Consider the following 23,503-nt stretch of genomic DNA (forward strand, 5'->3'; position numbering starts at 1 on the left):
TTGAAAATAAGAGTTTTTCAAAATTGGAGTTTTTGTGAATATTGTTATTATTGGAACTGGTTATGTTGGATTGCCTAGTGGTGTTGGTTTTGCACAATTAGGTCATAATGTAACTTGTGTAGATATTGATGTGGATAAGATAAATATTTTAAGACAAGGTAATATACCTATATTTGAAAATGATTTGGAAATAGCTTTTAGGGAAGTTGTTAATAGTAGGTTATTTTTTACAACCTCTTATTCTTGTATTAATAATGCAGATATAGTAATTTTGGCTGTTGGAACGCCTCAATTGAATAATAGTGGCAGTGTTGATTTGAGATATATCGATGATGCAATTATAGAAATAGCTAAAAATTTATGTAAAGATAAAAATTTAGTTTTAGCTATTAAATCTACTGTTCCAGTAGGTACTAGTGATCAAATAGAGCACAAATTTAATACTTTTAATTTAAATGTAAATATAGTATCTTTACCTGAATTTTTGAGAGAAGGGTATGCTTTAGTAGATTTTTATAATCCAGATAGGGTTATAATAGGAAGTAATTCTGATAAGGCAAGTAAAGTATTAAAAGAATTATATTCTCATATTGATAGCAGTAAAATTTTAATAACTTCTAGAAAGTCAGCTGAACTTATAAAATATGCATCAAATTCTTTTTTAGCAATGAAAATACATTTTATAAATGAAATGGCTGATTTTTGTGAAAAAAGTGGTGCAAATATAAATGAAGTTGCATTGGGTATTGGGTTTGATAGTCGTATAGGTGATAAGTTCTTAAATCCAGGACCAGGATATGGTGGAAGTTGTTTTCCTAAAGATACTTTAGCAATGTTAGAAATGGCTAGAAAATGTAAAGTAGAACTTTCTTTGTTAAAGGCTACTATAGAAGGAAATAATAGAAGAAGATTTAAAATTATAGATAATATTGAATATATATTAAAAAATGTTGAAAATCCAAAAATAGGTATTTTAGGACTTGCTTTTAAAGGTGGTACTGATGATTGTAGGCAAAGTCCAGCGTTAGAAATAACAAAGGAGCTTATTAAGAAATATGAGAATATTAATGTATATGATCCAAAAGCGATGAAGAATGCTAGCAAGATATTAAAGAATAATGTTAATTATTTTAATTCTATATATGAGTGTTCTAACAAATGTGATTTATTGGTAATATTAACTGAATGGGATGAATTTAAGGATATTGATTTTAATTTATTATCTAATAAGATTAAAACTAAAGTTATATATGATACTAGAAATATAGTTAATTTAAAATTAGCTGCTGAATATAATTTTAAGATAATAAATATAGGTAAAAGCGGAGATAGCTATGAATATTAATAATATAATAGTTAAAAATGCTGAAGGTGATCCTGATACAAAAGCTACTATTTTAATTAAAAATAAGATTGACTATACTCCAAAAGTATCGGTAATAATCCCGGTATATAACACTGAAAAATATTTAGGAGAGTGTTTAGATAGTGTAATAAACCAAAGCTTAAAAGAAATAGAAATAATATGTGTAGATGATGGCTCAACTGATAATTCACTAGAAATTTTAAAAGAATATGCAGCTAAAGATAATCGTATTACAGTACTTACTCAAGAAAATCTATATGCTGGAGTTGCAAGAAATGCTGGTATGATGGTAGCTAGTGGAGAGTATTATCATTTTTTAGATAGTGATGATTGGGTTAAATGCAATATTTATGAACAATTATTGACTAATATTTTTGAGACTGATATTGTTATTTTTGCTAATGATATTTACGATGATATTACTAAAAAAATAATAGGTAGAACTTACTTGCCTAATTATAGTTTTGATAAAAAAATTAAAAATATTTTTAATATCACAAATCCAAATGCTTGGACTAAGATATTCAATTCGCAATTGATAAATAAATATAAAATTTATTTTCAAGCTTTACAAGTTGTTAATGATTTAGCTTTTACATATATTTGCATCGCCTTGACTAATAAAATTAAATTATTAAATAATTCTTATGTTATATATAGAACAAATCAGTGTTCAAATTTGACTGCTAATAGAGGAGATAAAATTGAATGTTTTGCAAGAGCTATACAATTTTTATATGATAGTCTATGTAAACATAATATTTACAATAAGTACAATCAAAGTTTTTTGGATAGAGTTAATTCATCATTTATATATGAATTAAGTTATTGTAATGATAGTTATGAGGTTATAAAAGCAAAATTAAAATTTATTGTAAATGATAAAATATATAATTTTTTATCTAGTTTACTGAGACCAAAAATTTCTATTATTATATGTGTTTATAATGGTGAAGATTATATTGAACAATGTTTAAAAAGTGTTATTGGGCAAACAATAAGGGATATAGAGATTATATGTGTTAACGATGGTTCTTGCGATTCAACTTTATCTATATTGGAGAAATATTCTTGTATAGATAATAGAATAACTATTATAAATCAAACAAACCAAGGTCTATCTATATCTAGAAATAACGCTTTTCTTGTAGCTAAAGGATTTTATATTCAATATATTGATGCTGATGATTACATTGATAGTTTTGCTTGTGAAAAAATTTTTACTAAAGCTTTTCGTAATAAATTAGATATGTTGATGATAGGTGGTATGAATTTTGATAATAATAACAATATCTCTTGCAATGATTATTATAGTTTTAGATATATACCAAATGATTTTAAAGATATTTTTAACTACAAAGATTGTCGAGAATTTATTACAAAAATAGCTGTATCTTCTTGTCTTACTATATACAATAGAGATTTTTTAGTAAAAAATAAAATATTATGGGTAAATAAAAAAATATGTTTTGAAGATAATTTATTTTTTATAGAATCTTTGTTTAAAGCAAAAAAAATAAGTATTTTAAGAGATAAGATATATTTTAGAAGAGTTCATGATGATTCTATCACTCAAAATTTAGAAAAAAAATTTTTAGATAAAATTATAATAGTTGAATTATTATCCCAAATGTTGCCTAGAATAACAAGTGATGAATTTATAAATATTTATATGTTATTTTATGTTAACATTTTATATGCCAATTATAAGAGTTTTAATGCTCAGTATAAAAAACATTATAAAGGGTATTTAATTAGAGTAATTGCAAAAATTATAAATACCTATAAACTACAAGTATCTAGAGAATTGGAGTTGTTTATTAAAGATAATTTTGGTATATATTATCAAGAAATAAATTCTGCAAGATTTGATATTAAAAATTTTGGTTTTCACAATCAAATTGAATTAATAGAGGAAGTAGATTTAATACTACCGATATCAACAAATAAAAGCAATGGTTATAATATAATAGGTAATTGTAATAAAATAATATTTAAGAATAAAGGTATTGGTTATTTAATAATTGAGCTTTTTAATATTGATAATATTGAGGTTATATACAATAAAGTATATTTAAATGGAAAAAATATATTAAAAAATCCAATCAAAGTTAATGCAAATAGTTCTGTAAAAATTAAACAATTTCTTTTAAAGGAAGAAATTTTATTTTTAAATTTAGATTATTATAGTGGTAATGGAAAATTTAATATAAAAATTAGAAACTATAGAACAGCAACTAATAGAATTGAATTATTGGAACATAGTTTTAAATCTACCAATCCAATTTGGTTCACTAATCAAGATGGTATTGGTAGTGTTGTTATAGATAATAATTTAAAAACTAATTTTAAAATTAAAATAGTCGGGGATGGTATTTTAATGTTAAAATTCTTGGGTATTGACAAAAGACTTAATGATATTAGGGTTCCAGTGTATGTATTATATAATTCAATTAAAATCAATGGTACTGAACTTTTACAAAATCCACTATTATCTTGGCATGATGATGCATACATATATAAAATCAGTGTAAAAGATAAACAAATAATTAGTGTTGATATTGATAGAGGACATTACTTATATGATATTAAAGATATTTGCAAAATTGTTCCTAATATTACACATGCTGATTTTTATGATTTCAATTTAGTTATAGAAGAATTAAAATTTAATATTAAAAAGAATTATTCTTATTATTGGTTTTTAATTATGAAACTAATTAAGTTTATTTTTAGGAGTAAAAAATGAATCCAAAAAAGATAGCAAAATTATATATACCTTCAGTTTTATGCTTTAATAGTTATTTGGTAGATAAAAGAGTACCAACAAGACCTTTAGAGAATAGACAAGATAATTTTAAAGATTTATATGATTATGGTGTTATCTTTTGCGATATATTTTATGATGAATTTGAGCATAAAATACACGCTATAGGTGCTCCATTTACACAAAAGAAAGATTTGTTGTATAAAAATATAACTTTAAAACATAATATTAATTCAAAAAATATAAGTATAATGAAAATAAATTTTAATTTTTCTTCAGTAAATATATCAACAAAATATTTAGATAGAGCTAGTCATTATGAATTATTATATACTTCTTTTTTTAAACCTAGAGTACTGGAATTTTGTAACTATGGTAGTTTTGTTTATAATAAAATTAATGATATATATAAATGGGGGGGGGTAGTCAATTATTTAAAAGATAAAAGAGTTATAATTACAATGAGTAAAGACAATAGGCTTACATGGATAAAAGATTTTTGTAATTTTTATAAAATTATACATAAAGCTGATGCTATTGTTATATATGATAATTGTAGTGATGATTATTCTTCTCAAGAATTATTAGAATATTTAGAACAAAATATTGATATGTCGGTTGTGGTTGTTAGATGGCCTGTACCATATGGTCCTGGAAGCTTTAATAAATCTCCTTGGGATTCTGATTATTCTCAATATTGTATGTTTGAGCATGCAAAATATAGTTTTTTAAAATACGCAAAATCAATTTTAAATGTAGATATAGATGAGTTAGTTATTTCTTATAATAATAGATCTATATTTGAAGAAGCTGAATTGTCTAAAGAGCCTATATATTTTGATGGACAATGGGTAGAAAATACCGCTATAAATTGTAATTACTCTTATAAAGATTTGTTATATATAAATATTAATTCTCCTAGAACTGCTACAAAATGGTGTATTTGCCCTAGTAATATAAAAAATATAGATTTGAATGATATTCAATATAGAGTACATGATCATTTAAATTTAAAAACTAAAAAATCTCTTAAAAATAAGTTAAACAATAATTATGAAATTAGACATTTTAAAGGGATTACAAATGGTTGGAAATATTCTTCTAGGTTGTTAAAAAGTAATGAAGAAAATTTAAAAAAATGCAATGTATTGCACAACCTTTATACTAAATTAATGTGGATTTGAGGCTCTATGGATAGTTTGTAAAATTTTAATTAGTTTTATACAATCACAAAATTTATTAGATAAAGGATTTAAATATCTAGGATATAAAATAATAACTCCGGCTATTAGTTCGTTAGTATTTAGTTGTTTTCCGCGGCGAGATAGGATTACTGGAGTTATGTTTTTATCAATGGTTAGACCCCAGCCGGTGTAAAATGGAGCTCCGTAAGTTACCACTACTTTATCACGGATAAGTGCATCATATCCTGCTGTTGATGTGATAGTATGCACTTCATCACATGCTTTTATACAACTATCTATACTAATATCAGTTATAATTTCATCGCAATATTTTAAGATAATTTTCTCATCCTTAAGTCCTTTACGATTACCAGCTACTACATCAGGATGAACTTTATATATTATATAAGCTTCTGGGTTTTCAGCTCTAACTTGTTTTATTAGTTTTAAAGTGTCATATCCTAAACCACCACATTTGATAGACGCATCATCTTCAACTTGTGCTGGAATTAGTATTGTTTTTTGTTTTCTTTTTGGCAATTCTTGATGTTTTAAGCAATTGTATTTAGAAAATGAATTATCTAAAATTAGTTTTCTAATCTCTTTTGCTTCTTCTATTAACTCATCGCTAAAATTGGTATTTTTTAGGATATATTCTAATCTACTTGGAAGTTGAGGGTCAAAATAAATTCCCATATCATCAACTACTAATGAGTATGCTTTAGTAAGGTTTGAGCCAAGTCCAATTGAGCGTATGAAACCATCTTCTACTATGCTAACATTCTTAAAATACTTTTCGAGTTCATCTTTATCATATTTTTTACCCCATATAAATGCTTTATCGTTTTCTGTAACCTTATACCGCTTTAAGGCACTTAAAGAGTTCATGAAAATTATTTTATTATCAAATGATTTAAAAAAATGCTTTGTATGAGCTCTTTTCCATAAGGAAAACCCAAAGAAAAATAATCTTCCTGAATTAGCCTTATAAATTTCTCTAAATTGCACTATGGTTTTCATAGTATCAAAAATATCTGAAATATCTTCAGAGTAGGGATTATAATATTTCGTATATAAAAAATACATAGCATAAAATATTTCTTCAATATTTCTTATTTTTATTCTACGCTCACATTTTTGTTTATCTTTTGTAATTCCCCATCCTGCATAAAAAGGCATTCCATAGCACACGCATTCACACCCGCAAAGTAAAGCTTCAAACCCCATTGTTGAAGTTTTTGTATAAACCTTTTTAAAGTTTTTAAGTAAAATTATTGGATTATAACTATCGCTTATAATCTCGCATTCCTGTGGAATTTCATTTATGTTTATATCGCTTTGTTTTTTGCTATTTAGTGTATCTGGATGAATTTTTACATAAATTTTAGAATTAGGGTTTTCCTTGATTGCGTCTTTAATCATATAAAGTGAATTAATATTATTAGCTAAACCATATTTAAGTGATAAATCATTTGCACTCTGTAAAATCACTAAAACATTATCTTTATTCCCTAATTTAAATTCTTTGTAAGCATTATTGTATTTGCTTATATTATTATCTACTAGATATTTGATAGCTTTTCTTGCTTTTTGTAATTCATCTTCGCTAAACTCGTAAGTATTTAAAATATTTTCTAATCTACTTGGAGTGGTTGCATCGTAATAAATCCCAATATCATCAAATACTAGCGAAAAGCTATTTTTATCATTAATGCCAAGCCCTAAAGAGCGAATAAGCCCATCTTCAAGTAAGCAAAATTTAGCATTATTTTTTTTAGCTAATTTCTTGGCTATTTTGCCACTTTCCTTTCTTCCCCAGCCATAATAAACACCATTGCAACTTGCATCACGCCAAGAAAGATTTAAAAAGTTTTTAACATTTTTACGAAGTTTATATTGTTTAAAATATCTAATCAGCATTCTTTACCTAAAATAAAAAGAACTTAGAGTAGTTAAGACCCAATCTATCGTTGGAACATCTCTAAGTTAAAATTATTCTAATATAATTATGTAAACATAAAAGGCAGCTAAATGTATAAGATAGAAGAAGAATTTTATAAAAAAATTGAAGATTTATTTGCAAATTATCAATTCCTTTTAGTAGATGATTTTAAAGACAGAATGATAAAAGCTATAAAAACATTGCACTTTGAATATTTGCTAGGCTCTTGCAAAGAAGCTAAAAAATTATTAGAAAAATATAATAAGGAATATAATTTATTTGAACTTATAATGGTTATTTATAATAAACGCAGGAGAAATCATCAGACCAAATCACTATTATTGCACTGTTTTGAAAACACTTTAAGAAGCACTGTAGCAATAAATTATGCAAACCATTATAATAAAAACGAAGATAATTGGTTTTGTAACATAATTGATATTAATATGGCAAAGAGAATAAATAGGCAATGTAAAGAACTAGATTTAAACAATACAAACACATTTGAGATTTTTGATTGTTTTAGGATGATGGATTTACAAGAGATAATAAATGAAAATTGGAATTTATATTCAATAATTTTTGCTGAATATAAAGAATATAAAAATCAAGAATTGCCACCATATGATAAAAACCATTTATATACAAAAATAGGTCAAATTAGAAAGGTAAGAAACGAAATCTTTCACAATAAACCTACAAAAATTAGATTTCAAAAAGATTTAGAAATATTAATGCTTAGAATGGAATTTAACTTAAAAGATGCTATAAACATTGGTAATATAGCAGATGGCATTAGTTTGCAATATAAATATACCCCTTAAAAAGGGGTAAAATTATTTTTTACTTTCTTTTAGTGCAATGTGTAATTCATTTAGCTGTGCATAAGCAACTTTGCTTGGTGCGTCAGTCATTAGGCATTGCGCTCTTTGAGTTTTAGGGAATGCTATTACATCTCTAATTGAGCTAGATTTTGTAACTAGCATTAATAATCTATCAAGCCCTATTGCAAATCCACCATGACTAGGTGCTCCGTAGCTTAATGCGTCTAGTAAAAAGCCAAATTTTTCTTTTTGTTCATCTTCGCTAATTCCAAGTAATTTAAATACTTTTTGTTGAATATCGCTTCTATGAATCCTTATACTTCCACCACCAAGCTCAACTCCGTTTAATACTATATCATAAGCAATAGAATTTATCTCATCAATTGGTGCATCGATATTTTTTGGCATTGTGAATGGATGATGCATTGCCGAATAGCTTCCATCATCATTTTGCTCAAACATAGGAAAGTCAACAACCCATAAAAACTCAAATTTATTTTCATCAATAATCTTTAATTCATTCGCTAAGAATAATCTAAATCTTCCCATATAATCTAAAACGGTTTTTTTAGCACCAACGCCGAAGAATACTACATCTCCTACACTAAAATCTGCTTTTTCTTTTAAGAAATTTATAAGCTCAGCTCCATCATCATCAAAAAATTTAGTTAATGGTCCTTTTGGTCCATCTTCTTTCATTTGAATAAACGCTAGACCTTTAGCACCAAATTTTCTAACATATTCTTCAAATCCTTGCATTTGGCGTTTTGAAAAAATATTATCTCCATTTTTAACAATAATTGCTTTTACACGATTTTTCTTAGTATCTTTTGCAGGTTCGCTAAAAATAGCGTTATTTGACTTTGTAAAAATGTGTGCAACATCAATCATTGGCATATCAAATCTTAAATCAGGTTTATCACTTCCATAAAGTTCCATTGCTTCATTATAGGTCATTCTTTTTACATTTTGTGGCATTGCAATACCAACACTTGCAAATGTTTCTCTTAAGAAAGTTTCAGCATTTTGCATAACCATTTCTTGGTCGCAAAAACTCATCTCAACATCTATTTGAGTAAATTCAGGTTGTCTATCAGCTCTTAAATCTTCATCTCTAAAGCATTTTGCAATTTGAAAGTATTTATCAAACCCAGCAACCATTAAAAGTTGTTTGAATAATTGTGGGCTTTGTGGTAACGCATAAAATTCGCCTTCATGCACACGAGATGGAACTAAATAATCTCTTGCACCTTCAGGTGTAGCTTTTGTTAAAATCGGAGTTTCAACCTCCATAAAGCCTAATTTTGTTAAAGCATTTCTAGCTGCTGTTGTAATGATTGAACGCTTTTTAAAATTATCTAATAATTTAGGATTTCTAAGACTTAAAAATCTATATTTTAGTCTTAATTCTTCATTAACATTTAAATCATTTATATCAAAAGGTAGCGCTTTTGCACTATTAATTAGTTCAATTTCGCTACATACTATTTCAATTTCTCCGGTTTTTAGTCTTGGATTTACTAAACCTTCGCCTCTAGCTCTAATCTTACCTTTAGCACTTATTACATACTCATCTCTTAAGCTGCTTGCTATTTCGTGAGCATTTTTGTTTATTTCAGGGTCACATACTAATTGAATAATACCTTCTTTATCTCTTAAATCTAAAAATACAACTCCACCATGGTCGCGGTAGCTATTTACAAATCCAGCTACAACTACTTCTTCATCAATGTTTTTAATGCTAAGCTCAGTGCTATAATGTGTTCTCAATTTCTTTCCTTAACATGAATTTTTATTAAATTAATTGATTTTTACTCAAAAATTGTAAATTTATAATAAAAAGAATAAGAAAAGATTATGAAAAATAAAGAAATTAAAAAAATAATTATATTTTGCAAATTAGGTTTAGAAGATAGTTTGGAATTAAATAATATAAAAAATTATCTTAATAGTAAAAATATTGAATATTTAATATATATAAATGATAGAAAAAATGAAATAGAATTTGATTTAGAAAATGTGGGATTATTAATATCCTTAGGTGGAGATGGAAATATAATTTCAGCTTGTAGATATCTAGCAAATTCTAATATTCCTGTATTTGGAGTAAATGCCGGTAATTTAGGCTTTTTAACGGAGTTTAAAACTACAGAATTTGAAACCGGTATGAATGAGTTTTTAAATGGTTCATATAAACTTGAGCGACCATTTTTACTAAGTGTTCAAATAAAGCTAAATAATGGTAAAATCTTACAAAAATATGCTTTTAATGACGCAGTATTTAATAGAGCAAATCATTTATTATTAGCGGATATAAAAACGAGTTTTAAAGGAGATATTTTTAATAACTATAATGCCGATGGGCTTATAATCTCCACTCCTTCAGGCTCAACCGCTTATAATCTTAGTGCAGGCGGCTCGATTATTTATCCATTAAGCCGTGTTTTTATGCTAACTCCAATTTGTTCTCATTCACTAACTCAAAGACCAATAGTATTACCTAAAAGTTTTTTTATTGATGTTATGAGTGCAAATTGCACTTTAAGTATAGATGGTCAAGAAGTATTTAATAAAGATGAATTTAAAAGCGTTAGAATAGGGCTTAGTAATGTAAGAGCAAATATTATTAGGCGTAAAAATAGCTCTTATTTTAGGGTTTTAAATGAAAAGCTTAATTGGGGAGAAGTAAGATGATAGAAAGATTATATTTTACAAATAATATAACTTTTGATGAACTTAACTTAGAATTTAAAAATGGTCTTATAGTTTTTACAGGTTCTAGTGGAGCTGGAAAATCAGTAATTTTTAAAAGTATATTAGCAGCTTTTGGAATTTTTGAAAGCAGTGCAAGTCTTTTAGAAATTAGCATAGATGATAAGATAAATGATGAAAGTATAGAAAATTCTAATCCCAATGTTTTTAGGGTTAAAAAGGATAAAGTTACTAGATATTTTATAAACAATCAAGCAGTTTCAAAAAAGATTATGAGTGAGCTAAATGCTAGTAATATTCGCTATTTATCGGCTAAAAATTATGATGATTTTGAGCCAAATTATTTATTAAAAATGCTAGATTTAATCATAATTAAAAAAGAGCAAAATTATGAAAATACTTTAAATGAATATAAAAATAATTTTAAAAAATTAGATGAATTAGAAAAAGAATACAAAAAATTATGTGAAGATGAAAATAAAATCAATGATTTAAAAGAATTATTAAGCTTAGAAATTAAAAAAATTAAAGATATAAATCCAAAAATAGGCGAATATGAAAAATTATTAGATATTAAAACCAAGCTTTCAAAAAGAGATAAAATAGAACAAGCTTTAAGAAAATCAGAAGGCATTTTTGCCTATGAGAGCAGTGTTTTAGAACTTTTAAGATTAGCTAATATTGATAGTGAATTTTTTGTAAGTGCTATGAATGAATTAAATGATATTTATAATGATTTAAATAATGATAGTAGTGAGTTAGATATTGAAGAGATTTTAAATAGATTAGAAAAGCTTCATTATCTAGTAAAGCGTTATGGAAGCGTTGAAGATGCGTTAAATATACTCAAAGATAAAGAAAAAGAATTAAATATTTATGAAAATATTGATTACGAAAAAGACAATATTGAAAAAAAGCTTAAAACTCTAAAAAATAAGCTTATAAGCGATGCGAAAGCTATATCAAAAATAAGATTAATTTACCTTAATGAACTTGAGTGTAAAATTAATGATTATCTAAATTTGTTATACTTAGACAAAATTGCTCTTAGGTTAGTGGAATTTGAACTAGGAATTAACGGCATAGATAGATTTGAAATCAGTTTAAATAAAGCAGGTTTTAAAGAGATTAGCTCGGGCGAGTTAAATAGATTAAGACTTGCATTTTTGGCTAGTTTTGCTGATTTTATTGATTATGCGAATGGTTATATATTTTTAGATGAGATAGATGCTAATTTAAGCGGAAAAGAGGCTATTAGTATTGCAAATGTAATTAGTAAATTAAGTAAGCATTATCAAATATTTGTAATAACTCATATGCCTTGGATTTGTGCAAAAGCAAATCAGCATTTTTTAGTAAGTAAAGAAAACAATAAAAGCTTTGCAAGAGAGCTTAGAAAAGATGAAGTAGCAAATGAACTTGCAAGAATGATTAGTGATGAGAATATCAGCCAATCAGCCTTAGATTTTGCAAAAACCATATTAGAAGGAAAAGAATGAAATTACTATTAGTAGATGACAATAAGATGTTAGCTAAAGCAATAGCAAAAAAAGTTAGTGGCGCATTAAATTGCGAATTTGATGTAGCTTATGATTTTGCAGAGGCTAAAGAGTTGCTAGATAATAATCAGTATTTTGCTGCATTACTTGATTTATGTTTGCCTGATGCTATGCATGGTCAAGTTGTTGATTATGCTCTATCTAAGAAAATTCCAAGTATTATTCTAACTGGACTTGATGATGACGCTACAAGAAAAAGTTTTATGGATAAAGACATTGTTGATTATGTGCTAAAAGAAGGTAGCGAATGTGTTGATTATATAATAGATATTATTGAACGCTTACAAAGAAACGAAAATACGAAAATTATAGTGGCTGAAGATTCAATGGCTATGAGAAATATTATTAAAAATATTTTGCAAGCTTACAAATTCCAAGTTTTCCCAGCAGCTCACGGAGCTGAAGCATTAGGATATTTAGAACAACACCCTGATGTAAAACTTATTTTAACAGACAAAGAAATGCCAGCAGTTTCTGGTGAAGAGCTTATAAAAGAAGTTAGAAAATCTTATAATAAAAATCAATTAGGAATAATAGTTTTAACAGCTCACGGAAGTGATGATGTTGGTGCTAGAATGCTAAAAACCGGAGCAAATGATTTTATTCAAAAGCCATTTTCAAGAGAGAATATTATTTGTAGGATTAATAATAGTATAGATTTAATTTATTATTCAGAACAACTAAAAGAAAGTGCTGAAAAGGACTTTTTAACAAAATTAAATAATAGAAAAAGCTTTTTTGAGGCTAGCAAAGAATATTATTCAAAAATCAATGATGATGTTGATTTTGCTGTATTAATGATAGATATAGATAAATTTAAAAACATTAACGATACACTAGGTCATGCTGCAGGAGATAGCGTTATTGTTCAATGTGGTCAAACTCTACTTGAACAAGTTAAGGGCGGGGATATGGTTGCTAGATTTGGTGGCGAAGAATTTTGTTTATTAATTAAAAATATTAAGAAAGAAGACGCTATTAAAATGGCAGTGAAAATTAGAAGTGCAATTAAATCAACTCCTGCTATGTATCTTGATAAACCAATTAATTTCACAGCTTCAATAGGAGTTGCAGTAGGCTCTAAAAAATCAGAAATAGAAGAAATGATTAAAAAAGCTGATGAAGCTTTATACGACGCTAAAAGAAATGGTCGTGATAGAGTTGAAGTTTATGAAGGCGAATAATAGTGATAATTGATACTCATACGCATTTAGATGATGAAAGATATGATGATATCTTAGATGAAGTTTTGCTTAATGCTAGCAATGAAGAAGTAAAACTTCATATTATTCCAGGTGCTGATATAAAAACATTACAAAAAGCTCGTGATATTTCACATAAATATGATAATGTATATTTTGCTGCCGGAGTTCATCCTTATGATATACAAGATTTTGATTTAGACTACTTAAAGAGTTTTTTAGAAGATAGTAAATGTGTTGCAATAGGAGAATGTGGTTTAGATTATTATAAAAATCCTAGCGAAGAAGAAAAAAAGCTACAAAAAGAAGTATTCAAAAAACAGATTGAACTATCAATTGAAAGAAAACTACCATTAATAATACATATAAGAGACGCAAATGCTGATTCTTTAGAAATATTAAAGGCTTATAAGGAAGCTTTTGGAGTATTGCATTGTTTTAATGCAAGTCCAATTCTATTGGAATTAAGCGATAGATTTTATTATGGAATTGGAGGAGTGCTTACATTTAAAAATGCAAAAAACTTAGTTGAAATCTTACCTAAAATCAAAACAGATAGATTACTTATAGAAACTGATTCACCTTATCTTACCCCGCATCCACACAGGGGGACTTTAAATGAGCCAAAATATTGCAAATTGGTTGCACAAAAAATGGCAGAAATACTAAATAAATCAATTGAGGAGATAGAAGAACTTACAACAAATAACGCAAAAAAATTATTTAAAGGATTAATTTGAAAAAATTTATATTATTAATAGTTACAAGTATTTGTTTATATGCGAATTTTTCAGTAGATAAATACGATAAACAAGAAAAAATCTTAAAAAGTATTGATGTAGATTTAAGATATTTACAAGACCAATCTTTTATGGAAATTTTTTACGATATGAGTGAAAGAGAAGTGCTTTATTTTACAAAAGTATTGAATGAAGCTAATATGAATATTCCAATTATTAAAGCAATTTTAAAAAAAGAAGGTGTTCCTGATGTTTTTTTATATCTTGCTATGGTTGAGAGTAATTTTAAAACAGATGCTAAATCTGGAGTAAAAGCTACAGGTGTTTGGCAATTTATGGAACCTACTGCTAAGAATTTTGGTCTAAAAATTGACAAATTTATTGATGAAAGAAAAGATGTTGTAGCTGCTAGCGTTGCTGCTGCAAAATATTTGCATAGGCTAAAAGATGAATTTGGTAAATGGTATTTAGCTATTTTTGCTTACAATTGTGGAAATGGCTGTGTTAGAAAAGCTATTAAAAATGCAGGTAGTGATGAATTAAGTGTATTATTAGATGAAGACCAAAAATATTTACCTAAGGAAACAAGAAGATTTTTCAAAAAGATTTTAAGTACTAGTTTAATAGCAGAAAATGATATTGCTAAGTATGGTGATATTTATTTGTTAAATCAAGTTATGGCACTTAATATAGGTAAAGTTGATGTAAAACCAAAAGAAAGTTTATCATCAATTGCTAGAAAAGCTGGGATTAGCTTAAGTGAATTTAAAGATTTAAACCCACAATTTAAAGGCGATTTTGCACCACCTTATAATTATTATGCTTATTTACCAATAGAAAAGATAGCAGCTTATAAAGATAACTCAAATCCTATTAAGTATGCTAAAAATAATGTAAAAAATGTAATAAGCTATAGGGTAAAACAAGGTGATACAATATATGCAATAGCTAAGAAAAATGGTGTTTCTACAAATGCTTTAAGAGCTTATAATAATTTAAAAGATGATAGAATTGGAATTAATCAAACCTTATTAATTCCTGTATTAGTATATGATGATAGTAAGGAGGCTAAAAATTGAAAAAATATTTAGTTTTCGCTAGTTTTTTATTTTTATTTGCTGCTTGTTCAACTACAAGTAGCTTAAACCAAAATTATAATTATGGAGTAGCTAAACCAAATACTCCAGCTACAATGAGACCTTATACAATAAATGGTAAGACTTATTATCCAAGTAAGGTTGATATTGGAGATACTGAAACTGGCATTGCTAGTTGGTATGGCCCAGGTTTTCATGGTAAAAAGACTTCAAATGGAGAAACTTTTAATACAAATTCTATGACAGCAGCTCATAAAACTTTACCTATGAATACAATGGTTAGAGTTGATAATTTAGAAAATGGAAAAAGTGTTGTAGTAAGAGTTAATGATAGAGGGCCATTTGTTGCTGGAAGAATTATTGATTTATCAAATCGTGCAGCGCATGAAATAGATATGACTAAAAAAGGCACTGCAAGAGTAAAATTAACTATATTAGGCTTTAATCAAGACAATATTAAACCTCAAATATCTAATACAAATTCTAACATTCAAAATAGTGTAAATAGTATTATGGGTGGAGATTTTATGATACAAATAGGAGCGTTTAAAAGCTCTGCAAATGCTTATAATTTAGCAAAAAGATATGCAAATTATAAAGGTTATACAAGTAAAGTATTAAATTCTAGCGATGGATTTTATAGAGTGTTTTTAAAAGGCTTTAGAAGTGAAGAAGAAGCAAAGGATTTTATAAACTTAGCTAATTTTCTAGGTTCATTTATATTTAGGGAGTAAGAATGATTAAATTAGTTATTTTAGATATTGATGGATGTTTAAGTGATGGTAAAATTATTTATTCTCCTAATGCTGATTTGATTAAAGAATTTAATGTAAAAGATGGAGCTGCTATTTTAAAAGCTAAAGAATTGGGTATAAAATTTGCAATTATTACAGGAAGAAGTTCTGAAGTTGTTTTAAATAGGGCAAGAGATTTAGGCATTGAATATGTATATTGTGGTATTAAAGATAAGCTAAGTTGTGCTAAAACATTACTGAAAGATTTAAATATTACTTTTGATGAAGTTGCTGCAATAGGGGACTATTATAACGATTTAGACCTTTTAAAATCTGTTAAGCTACCTTTTATTCCTAAAGATGGGGCAAAAATTTTTGGAAGAATTTTAAATACAAAAGGTGGATATGGTTGTGTGCATGAAATGCTTGAAATTATTGTAAAAGAAAATAATCAATTAAAGCAGTGGATTAAGTGTTAATAAAAACTTTTAATATTATTTTAGTTTCTATGCTATCTATGCTTTTTTTTATAATAATACAAAAGCCTTATGATATTGATAAGATGAATTATCAACTTGATTTTAAAAGCCTTGAAGCTAATGATATTATTGGTTATGAGCTTAGTAATAAGCTTGAAAAAATAGCTTATGCTAAGCAATATTACAAAATAAATAATCAAGATAATTTGATAGATTTAAGTATAAATGATTTAGAAAAGCATTTAAGTAGTAATAAGGCAACTAAAGAAAATAATATTATAGTATTAAATGGCGATGTTAAATATAAAGATAATCTAATTAAGCTTGAAAGCGATGTATTAAATTATTCAATAAATGAAAAAATCTTAAGCTCTTTGAGTAAAACTAAAGTAACCTATAATAATAGTTTAATTAATGCTAATTCTTTTAGTTATAATTTAAATTCTTCAGATTTATTATTAAAAGAGGTTGATTTATGTATAGAAAAATAGTTATTTTATTATTATCTTTATGTAGTTTATATGCTGAAAAAATTGAGATTAATGCAAAAATTTTTGAAGGTAATAAAGATAATCAAACTGGGGTATTTAGCAAAGATGTTAGTATAAGGCAAGGTAAAGATTATTTAAATTGTCAAGTATTGACAATAAGAACAAATAAGGATAATAAAATTGCTAGCTATGAAGCACAATATGTAACAAGTTTTTCTATAAGTTTAAATAAAGATAATTTCAAAGGTAAAGCAGATAAGATTGTTTATGATGTAAATAAAAATACTTATGAGCTTATAGGGAATGTTAAAATTACAGAAAATAACAAAGAATTATCAGCAGATTATATTTATATAAACCAAAATGATGGAACATATAAAGTAAAAAGCGATAAAGCTAATAAGCCAGTTAAATTAATTTTTGAGATAGCAAAATGAATATAGTAAGTGCAAAATTTTTAATATCTTGTGAAAAATATTTTCAAACACAAGAATATAATTTAGGTGAAATTGCTTTTTTAGGTCGTTCTAATGTAGGTAAAAGCTCTTTAATAAATGCTTTAGCAAATCACAAAGGTCTTGCAAAATCATCTTCAACTCCAGGAAAAACTCAATTAATTAATTTTTTTGAAGTTACATTTGCGGATAAAAACAAATTGATTTTAATAGATTTACCAGGTTTTGGATATGCAAGGGTTTCTAAGGATAAAAAAGCTGCTTGGAACAAGAATTTAAATGAATTTTTACAAAAAAGAAAAGAAATAAAATGCTTTATTCATTTAATAGACTCAAGACACGATGATTTAGATATAGATGAAGGTGTTTATGAATATTTACAAGATTTTATGAATGAAAATCAAGTTTATATAAAGGTTTTTACAAAAATTGATAAATTAAATCAGAGTGAATTTTCAAAACTAAAATCAAAATATAAAGATGCAATTTATGTATCAAGTGCTAGTAAAAAAGGTATAGATAAATTGCAGGAAAAAATATATGAGTTTATTAAATGAAAGAACGAGTTGGGTTAAGCTATTATATAACAATATTTGTTTTATTTTTTTACCAATTACTATGCTCTATTACATTTTTTTTACCACCTTTACTCGGAGTTTTTTTTGTATTTTTGATTATACATTTTAAAAAAAGTGGTTTTGATAAAACTAGTTTGCTTATTATTTTATATCTATGTCTTATTGAAATAACCCACGGATTAGTGCTGTTTAGTACTACAATAGCGTTTTTAATATTTTTTTATTATTTTTATGATAAGTTGATTTACAAACTTAAAAATAGGGATATTTTGATAATTATTTTTATAATATTTGTATATTTTATAGATATATTTTTAAATTTATTATTTTCTTATTTATTTGAACTAGAAGTGCTTAAATTAAGCAATATTTTTATTTATTATATATGCCTTGAATCTTTATTATCAATTATTTTGTTTAGAGGTATTGTGTGAGATTAAAATTTGTAATTTTTGTAATATTGTCATTTTTTATAATGCTACTTTCTAGGGTATATTGGCTTAGTATTTATAGCAATGATTATTATGAAGAACTAGCACAAAAGAATTCAACCAAAGAAGAATTAATTCCGCCTATTAGAGGGATAATATTAGATAGAAATAATACCCCATTAGCTGTTAATCAGCTTGGATTTTCAATATCTTTAAAACCACATTTAAGTAGTAATTTATTAGATGTAACAACTAATAAAATTCTAAAATGCTTTAGTGATTTAGATATTGATAAAATTATTAAAATATATAAAAGAGAAAATAGCTATTACAATCAAGATGAAATAGAAATTATAGATTTTATAGAGTATGAGAAGATAAATCCTTGTTATTTTGAGCTGAATTTAGATGATAATATATTAATAAAACCAAGTGTTAAAAGACTATATCCATTTAATTCTTTAGCAAGTCATATAATAGGCTATGTGGCAAGGGCAAATGCTGAAGATATGGTAAATAATGATGTTGTAAAAGTTACAAAAAAAATTGGAAAAACAGGCATAGAAAAATATTATGATGATATATTACAAGGCACGCCTGGCAAAAAAGTTACAAAAGTAAATTCCATCAATCAAGAAGTAGAAGAAATTGAGTTTAAAAAACCAATTATGGAAAATGACATAAAACTCACTATTGATATAAGAATGCAGCAGTACTTAGATGAATTGTTTAAAAATATTAGTGGTTCAGCAGTTGTTTTAAGTATTGAAGATGGCTCAATTATTGCAGCAGGTTCTTATCCAGAGTATGATTTAAATCCTTTTGTTACTGGAATTTCACAAAACGAATGGGATATGATGATACAAGATTTAGACCATCCATTTACAAATAAGATTATAAATGGTCGTTATCCACCAGGTTCAGTTGTTAAAATGGGCGTAGGCTTATCGTTTTTACAAAGTGGTAAAATAGATACTAATACTACTTTTACTTGTTCTGGTTCTTTTGATTTTGGTGGTAGAAAATTTAGATGCCATAATGTATATGGGCATGGGGTTATGGATTTAAGAACTGCTATTAGGTCAAGTTGTGATGATTATTTTTATAAAGGCAGTTTAAAAGTTGGAATAGCTGATATAAGTGCAAGTTTATATAAGCTTGGATTTGGTAGAAAAACAGATATTGATTTACCACTTGAGAGTGTTGGTATATTACCAAATAAAGTATGGAAAAGTTCAAGATATAATCAGCCTTGGTATCAAGGTGAAACTTTAATTACTAGCATAGGGCAAGGTAATTTCCTAGCAACTCCAATGCAAGTAGCAGTCTATACAGCAAAATTAGCTAGTGGATATGAAATAAAGCCACATTTTGTAGATGAAATAAATAAAGAAAAAGTTGAAATTGTTAAAAAAGATATTTTTACTCAAAGCGAACAACAAGATTTAAAATATATTAGAGCAGCTATGTATGATGTAGCAAATACACCTAAAGGCACAGGATATAAACCTTTATTGGAGAGTAAAATCACATTAGCAGCCAAAACAGGCACAGCGCAAGTTGTAGGGATTTCTCAAAGTGAAAAAAAGCGTATGAAAGAAGAAAATATGGAATATTATACAAGAAGCCACGCTTGGATGAATGCTTATGGACCTTATGAAGAGCCAAAATATGCCGTGGTTGTTTTAGTTGAGCATGGAATGCACGGAGGCGCTACTTCTGGGCCAATTGTTGCAAAAATATTTAATAAATTATTAGAATTAGGCTATATTGATGAGCAATATCAAAAGGGATTTAAAAAACATAAATGATATTTCAAATTCTAAATGTATTAAAGATAAATTATTATGATTAGCCTATTTTTTTGCAAGGATTTATATGTTTAGAGCATTTTATTTATCTAAAAAATGGTTTTTATGGTCTTGGGGCGGGAGTTTGCTTATTTTGCTTGCGATTTTTTCTCAAACCTTACTTAATGTACAAATCAATAATTGGTATAAAGATTTTTATAATCTCTTACAAGCAGCACCACAAAATAGCACTTACGAGCAGTTTTTAAGTGGCTTGAGTGATTTTTTATTTATAGCTTTACCTTATATTTTAATAGCTACATTAACAGCGTTTTTTTCTAGGCATTTTGCTTTTGCTTGGAGAGAAGCTATTACATTTGCTTATCTTAAGGCTTGGCGTAAGAATAATGATTATATAGAAGGCTCATCACAGCGTATTCAAGAAGATATATATAGATTTGCAAAAATCGTTGAGAGCTTGGGTGTTGATATTATAAAGGCTTTTATGACCTTGATTGCTTTTTTGCCTATTTTATATACTTTAGGGGCTAATTTAGTTTTGCCTATTTTTAATTTTCAATCAGGTTTAATTATGTGGGCTTTATTAACAAGCGTTGGTGGTCTTATTATATCTTGGTTTGTTGGAATTAAACTTCCTAATCTTGAATATAACAATCAAAAAGCCGAAGCTGCTTTTAGAAAAGAGTTAGTTTATGCAGAAAATGATAGAACCAATCACGCATTACCAGAGCAAATGTTTGAGCTTTTTACAGGGCTTAAGTTTAATTACAAAAGATTGTTTTTGCACTATGGATATTTTGATGTTTGGCTATATTTATACGAGCAATTTATGGTGATTTTTGCTTATTTGATAGTAGGGCAAAATTTATTCTTAGGAATAATTGCCCTAGGTGTTTTAGTTCAAATCAATAATGCTTTTAGTAGTGTTCGCTCAAGTTTTAGTGTTCTTACTAAAAATTGGACAACTATTACAGAATTAAGAAGTATTCACAAGCGTTTAAAAGAATTTGAAGAGCATATTAATTTTAAAATTAATTCTTAATTTATGTTATTTTGAATTAATTTTATTTGTATAAACTAATGGCATTTTTTAATTTTTAATAAAGGTTATTAATGAATTTTTTACAAAATCAAGCTTTAAAATATACTTGCAATTTTCTTAACAAAGAGCTTAAGTCTAAGTTTAATTTTAAAAATGAAGTTAATTTAGAAAAATCTAAAGATGGTAAAAAGGTAATGCTATATATTCATGTTCCGTTTTGCCATACTTTTTGTCCTTATTGTAGCTTTCACAAATTTGCTTATGATGAAGAATTATGTAAAGAATATTTTAAAACTTTAAGAATTGAATTACAGCAATTTAAGGATTTAGGATACGATTTTAATACACTTTATGTTGGTGGCGGAACTACTTTAATCAATGAAGCAGAACTTATAAAAACACTTAGTTTATGTAAGGATTTATTTAGTATTGAAGAGATTTCTTGTGAGAGTGACCCAAATCATATAAAGCCTGAAGCTTTAAAAGACTTTAAAGGGCTTATTGATAGGCTTAGTTGTGGGGTGCAGAGTTTTGATGATGAAATTTTAAGAAAAGTTAATCGTTTAGAAAAGTTTGGAAATCAAAAAGAATTAGTAAAAAAATTAGAATTAGCTAATGGGATTTTACCAACTTTTAGTATTGATTTGATTTTTAATTTTCCATCACAAACAAAACAAATGCTAATAAAAGATATTGAATTAGCTAAAAATATTGCTCCATCACAAATTACTTTATATCCACTGATGAAATCTAATCTTACTAAAGAAATAATTGCAGCTAAATTAGGCATAGATAAACAAGATAATGAATATGAATTTTATAAGATAATTTGCGAATACTTTAGTGATTATGAGCAAAATAACTCTTGGAGTTTTTCTAAGGATAGAACTAGTTTTAATGATGAATATGTAAGCACACATCACGAATACATTGGTGCTGGTAGTGGAGCTTTTTCTTTTACAAATAATAAGCTTTTAGTAAATGCTTTTAAATTAGATGATTATAAAGCTAAGGTTTTAGCTGGTAAAAATCAAAAATTAGCTCACATAGATTTTAGTCCTGAAGATAGAATTAATTATATTTTTCTAACAGAGTTTTTTAAGGATAATTTGAATATTAATAATTTTAATTCTAATTATAATTGTGATTTAGAAAAACACTTAGGGCTAAAACTAAAAGCAATGCAGACTATTGGAGCAATTAACATAAATAATGGTATTATTAATAATACTTTTTTTGGTAAATATCTAGCACTTACCTTGATGAAAGAATTTTATATAAATATGGATTTAGTAAGGGCTTATTTTAGAAAGGATTTATAATGAAAAAATATTTATTTTTACTAATAAGCTCAATGCTTTTTGCTAGAGAAAACCCATTTGTGCCTATTGTAAAAATCAATAATCCAAGTCCTATTGAAGAGATAAAGGAATTTAAAAAAACAGCTTTTAGTGTTCCAAGTGATGCTAGAATTTTAAATAAAATGAAACTTATTTATACAAATGTAGATGGGACATTGAAAGAATTTGAATTAGATATTAATGAAGCTCTTGATTGGCATAAAGTTTATATGCTACTTGACGCCCAAGAGCTTACAAACCAAGATAAAGAAGAAGCAAAAACTGAATTAAAAGAAGTTGATAAAATAAAACTTGCATTAAAAAATCAAGAAAATGCTAATGATGACAATTCTAATGTAGAGCAAAATACTACTAAAATTACTGAAGTTAAGAAAGAAGAAAACAAAGAAAATAAAATTAGTAAAACCACAGAATATACACCTTTATCATTAGACATATCAAATAATTTTAAAATAGTTATAGACAAAAAAAATATTTCAATTAAAACAAATAGCGAATTAATTAGGGAATTTAGTTTAAAAAAACCAAATAGAATTGTTATGGATTTTAAAATTAATCCAAGTTTAAAAAATAAATCATTTGAAATAAAAGCTAATTATTTTGATGAAATTTATACTGGAGTTCATAGAAATTTTTATCGTCTTGTAATAAAACTTGATGGTATATATAATTATAATATTGAAAAAAAATCTAAAGAATATTTAATTAAATTACAATAAAAAGGGGTG

20 protein-coding genes are annotated in these 23,503 nt (G+C 26.4%); 18 read left to right on the forward strand and 2 right to left on the reverse strand.

The annotated features are described in order from the left end of the window. The first annotated feature begins 34 nt into the window (after window positions 1-34). From AVBRAN12642_RS06150 to AVBRAN12642_RS06160, 3 genes are read left to right on the forward strand one after another with little or no spacing between them, the layout of a single operon-like run. Window positions 35-1,345: a UDP-glucose dehydrogenase family protein gene (locus tag AVBRAN12642_RS06150; protein WP_336608120.1), complete on the forward strand. Its 1,311-nt coding sequence runs from the start codon at window positions 35-37 to the stop codon at window positions 1,343-1,345. Continuing rightward, window positions 1,335-4,115, forward strand: a complete 2,781-nt coding sequence (locus AVBRAN12642_RS06155; protein WP_336608121.1) for a glycosyltransferase family 2 protein — start codon at window positions 1,335-1,337, stop codon at window positions 4,113-4,115. Before AVBRAN12642_RS06150 ends, AVBRAN12642_RS06155 begins: the two co-directional genes overlap by 11 nt. Continuing rightward, complete coding sequence (locus AVBRAN12642_RS06160; protein WP_336608122.1) at window positions 4,112-5,317, forward strand: hypothetical protein; 1,206 nt, start codon at window positions 4,112-4,114, stop codon at window positions 5,315-5,317. The genes AVBRAN12642_RS06155 and AVBRAN12642_RS06160 overlap by 4 nt, the downstream gene beginning before the upstream one ends. Here the strand turns inward: AVBRAN12642_RS06160 and AVBRAN12642_RS06165 are convergent. Beyond that, a complete protein-coding gene (locus AVBRAN12642_RS06165; protein ID WP_336608123.1) occupies window positions 5,303-7,237 on the reverse strand; it encodes a capsular polysaccharide biosynthesis protein in 1,935 nt (644 codons plus the stop codon). The genes AVBRAN12642_RS06160 and AVBRAN12642_RS06165 overlap by 15 nt on opposite strands. 111 nt (window positions 7,238-7,348) lie before the next feature. Here AVBRAN12642_RS06165 and AVBRAN12642_RS06170 point away from each other — a divergent pair, with 111 nt between their 5' ends. Beyond that, window positions 7,349-8,083, forward strand: a complete 735-nt coding sequence (locus AVBRAN12642_RS06170) for a hypothetical protein (RefSeq protein WP_214117975.1) — start codon at window positions 7,349-7,351, stop codon at window positions 8,081-8,083. Window positions 8,084-8,095: 12 nt separating this feature from the next. Here AVBRAN12642_RS06170 and aspS read toward each other — a convergent pair whose 3' ends face one another. After that, window positions 8,096-9,853, reverse strand: coding sequence for an aspartate--tRNA ligase (gene aspS, locus AVBRAN12642_RS06175; RefSeq protein ID WP_336607465.1), 1,758 nt, complete (start codon window positions 9,851-9,853; stop codon window positions 8,096-8,098). A gap of 87 nt (window positions 9,854-9,940) precedes the next feature. Here aspS and AVBRAN12642_RS06180 point away from each other — a divergent pair, with 87 nt between their 5' ends. The 14 genes from AVBRAN12642_RS06180 to AVBRAN12642_RS06245 all read left to right on the forward strand — a co-directional run bounded on the left by AVBRAN12642_RS06180 (window position 9,941) and on the right by AVBRAN12642_RS06245 (window position 23,494). Continuing rightward, entirely contained in the window at window positions 9,941-10,777 is an 837-nt protein-coding gene (locus tag AVBRAN12642_RS06180; protein ID WP_336607464.1) for an NAD(+)/NADH kinase, read from the forward strand. After that, entirely contained in the window at window positions 10,774-12,294 is a 1,521-nt protein-coding gene (locus AVBRAN12642_RS06185; RefSeq protein WP_336607463.1) for an AAA family ATPase, read from the forward strand. Before AVBRAN12642_RS06180 ends, AVBRAN12642_RS06185 begins: the two co-directional genes overlap by 4 nt. Beyond that, complete coding sequence (locus AVBRAN12642_RS06190) at window positions 12,291-13,538, forward strand: GGDEF domain-containing response regulator (protein WP_214117982.1); 1,248 nt, start codon at window positions 12,291-12,293, stop codon at window positions 13,536-13,538. The genes AVBRAN12642_RS06185 and AVBRAN12642_RS06190 overlap by 4 nt, the downstream gene beginning before the upstream one ends. A gap of 2 nt (window positions 13,539-13,540) precedes the next feature. After that, complete coding sequence (locus tag AVBRAN12642_RS06195) at window positions 13,541-14,296, forward strand: TatD family hydrolase (RefSeq protein WP_214119844.1); 756 nt, start codon at window positions 13,541-13,543, stop codon at window positions 14,294-14,296. After that, window positions 14,293-15,375, forward strand: coding sequence for a lytic transglycosylase domain-containing protein (locus AVBRAN12642_RS06200; RefSeq protein ID WP_214117987.1), 1,083 nt, complete (start codon window positions 14,293-14,295; stop codon window positions 15,373-15,375). Before AVBRAN12642_RS06195 ends, AVBRAN12642_RS06200 begins: the two co-directional genes overlap by 4 nt. After that, window positions 15,372-16,127, forward strand: a complete 756-nt coding sequence (locus AVBRAN12642_RS06205) for a septal ring lytic transglycosylase RlpA family protein (protein WP_284444073.1) — start codon at window positions 15,372-15,374, stop codon at window positions 16,125-16,127. The genes AVBRAN12642_RS06200 and AVBRAN12642_RS06205 overlap by 4 nt, the downstream gene beginning before the upstream one ends. Before the next feature lie 2 nt (window positions 16,128-16,129). Beyond that, window positions 16,130-16,606, forward strand: coding sequence for a KdsC family phosphatase (locus AVBRAN12642_RS06210; RefSeq protein WP_214117989.1), 477 nt, complete (start codon window positions 16,130-16,132; stop codon window positions 16,604-16,606). Further along, window positions 16,600-17,097 (forward strand): LPS export ABC transporter periplasmic protein LptC, encoded by a 498-nt coding sequence (gene lptC, locus AVBRAN12642_RS06215; RefSeq protein WP_214117990.1) that lies wholly within the window; start codon window positions 16,600-16,602, stop codon window positions 17,095-17,097. Before AVBRAN12642_RS06210 ends, lptC begins: the two co-directional genes overlap by 7 nt. After that, on the forward strand, window positions 17,082-17,534 hold the full coding sequence (gene lptA / locus AVBRAN12642_RS06220) for a lipopolysaccharide transport periplasmic protein LptA (protein ID WP_214119845.1): 453 nt from the start codon (window positions 17,082-17,084) through the stop codon (window positions 17,532-17,534). Before lptC ends, lptA begins: the two co-directional genes overlap by 16 nt. Beyond that, window positions 17,531-18,109, forward strand: coding sequence for a ribosome biogenesis GTP-binding protein YihA/YsxC (yihA, locus tag AVBRAN12642_RS06225; protein WP_336607461.1), 579 nt, complete (start codon window positions 17,531-17,533; stop codon window positions 18,107-18,109). Before lptA ends, yihA begins: the two co-directional genes overlap by 4 nt. A 451-nt stretch (window positions 18,110-18,560) precedes the next feature. Beyond that, window positions 18,561-20,372 (forward strand): penicillin-binding protein 2, encoded by a 1,812-nt coding sequence (mrdA, locus tag AVBRAN12642_RS06230; RefSeq protein WP_336607460.1) that lies wholly within the window; start codon window positions 18,561-18,563, stop codon window positions 20,370-20,372. A gap of 67 nt (window positions 20,373-20,439) precedes the next feature. Continuing rightward, entirely contained in the window at window positions 20,440-21,414 is a 975-nt protein-coding gene (locus AVBRAN12642_RS06235; RefSeq protein ID WP_214117998.1) for a putative transporter, read from the forward strand. Between the two features lie 71 nt (window positions 21,415-21,485). Then, window positions 21,486-22,736, forward strand: coding sequence for a coproporphyrinogen III oxidase family protein (locus AVBRAN12642_RS06240; RefSeq protein WP_239802643.1), 1,251 nt, complete (start codon window positions 21,486-21,488; stop codon window positions 22,734-22,736). Further along, window positions 22,736-23,494, forward strand: coding sequence for an AMIN domain-containing protein (locus AVBRAN12642_RS06245; RefSeq protein WP_250325844.1), 759 nt, complete (start codon window positions 22,736-22,738; stop codon window positions 23,492-23,494). The genes AVBRAN12642_RS06240 and AVBRAN12642_RS06245 overlap by 1 nt, the downstream gene beginning before the upstream one ends. Window positions 23,495-23,503: the final 9 nt, after the last annotated feature.

Origin of the sequence: Campylobacter sp. RM12642, from assembly GCF_020137635.1 — a bacterium.
Lineage (GTDB): Bacteria > Campylobacterota > Campylobacteria > Campylobacterales > Campylobacteraceae > Campylobacter_E.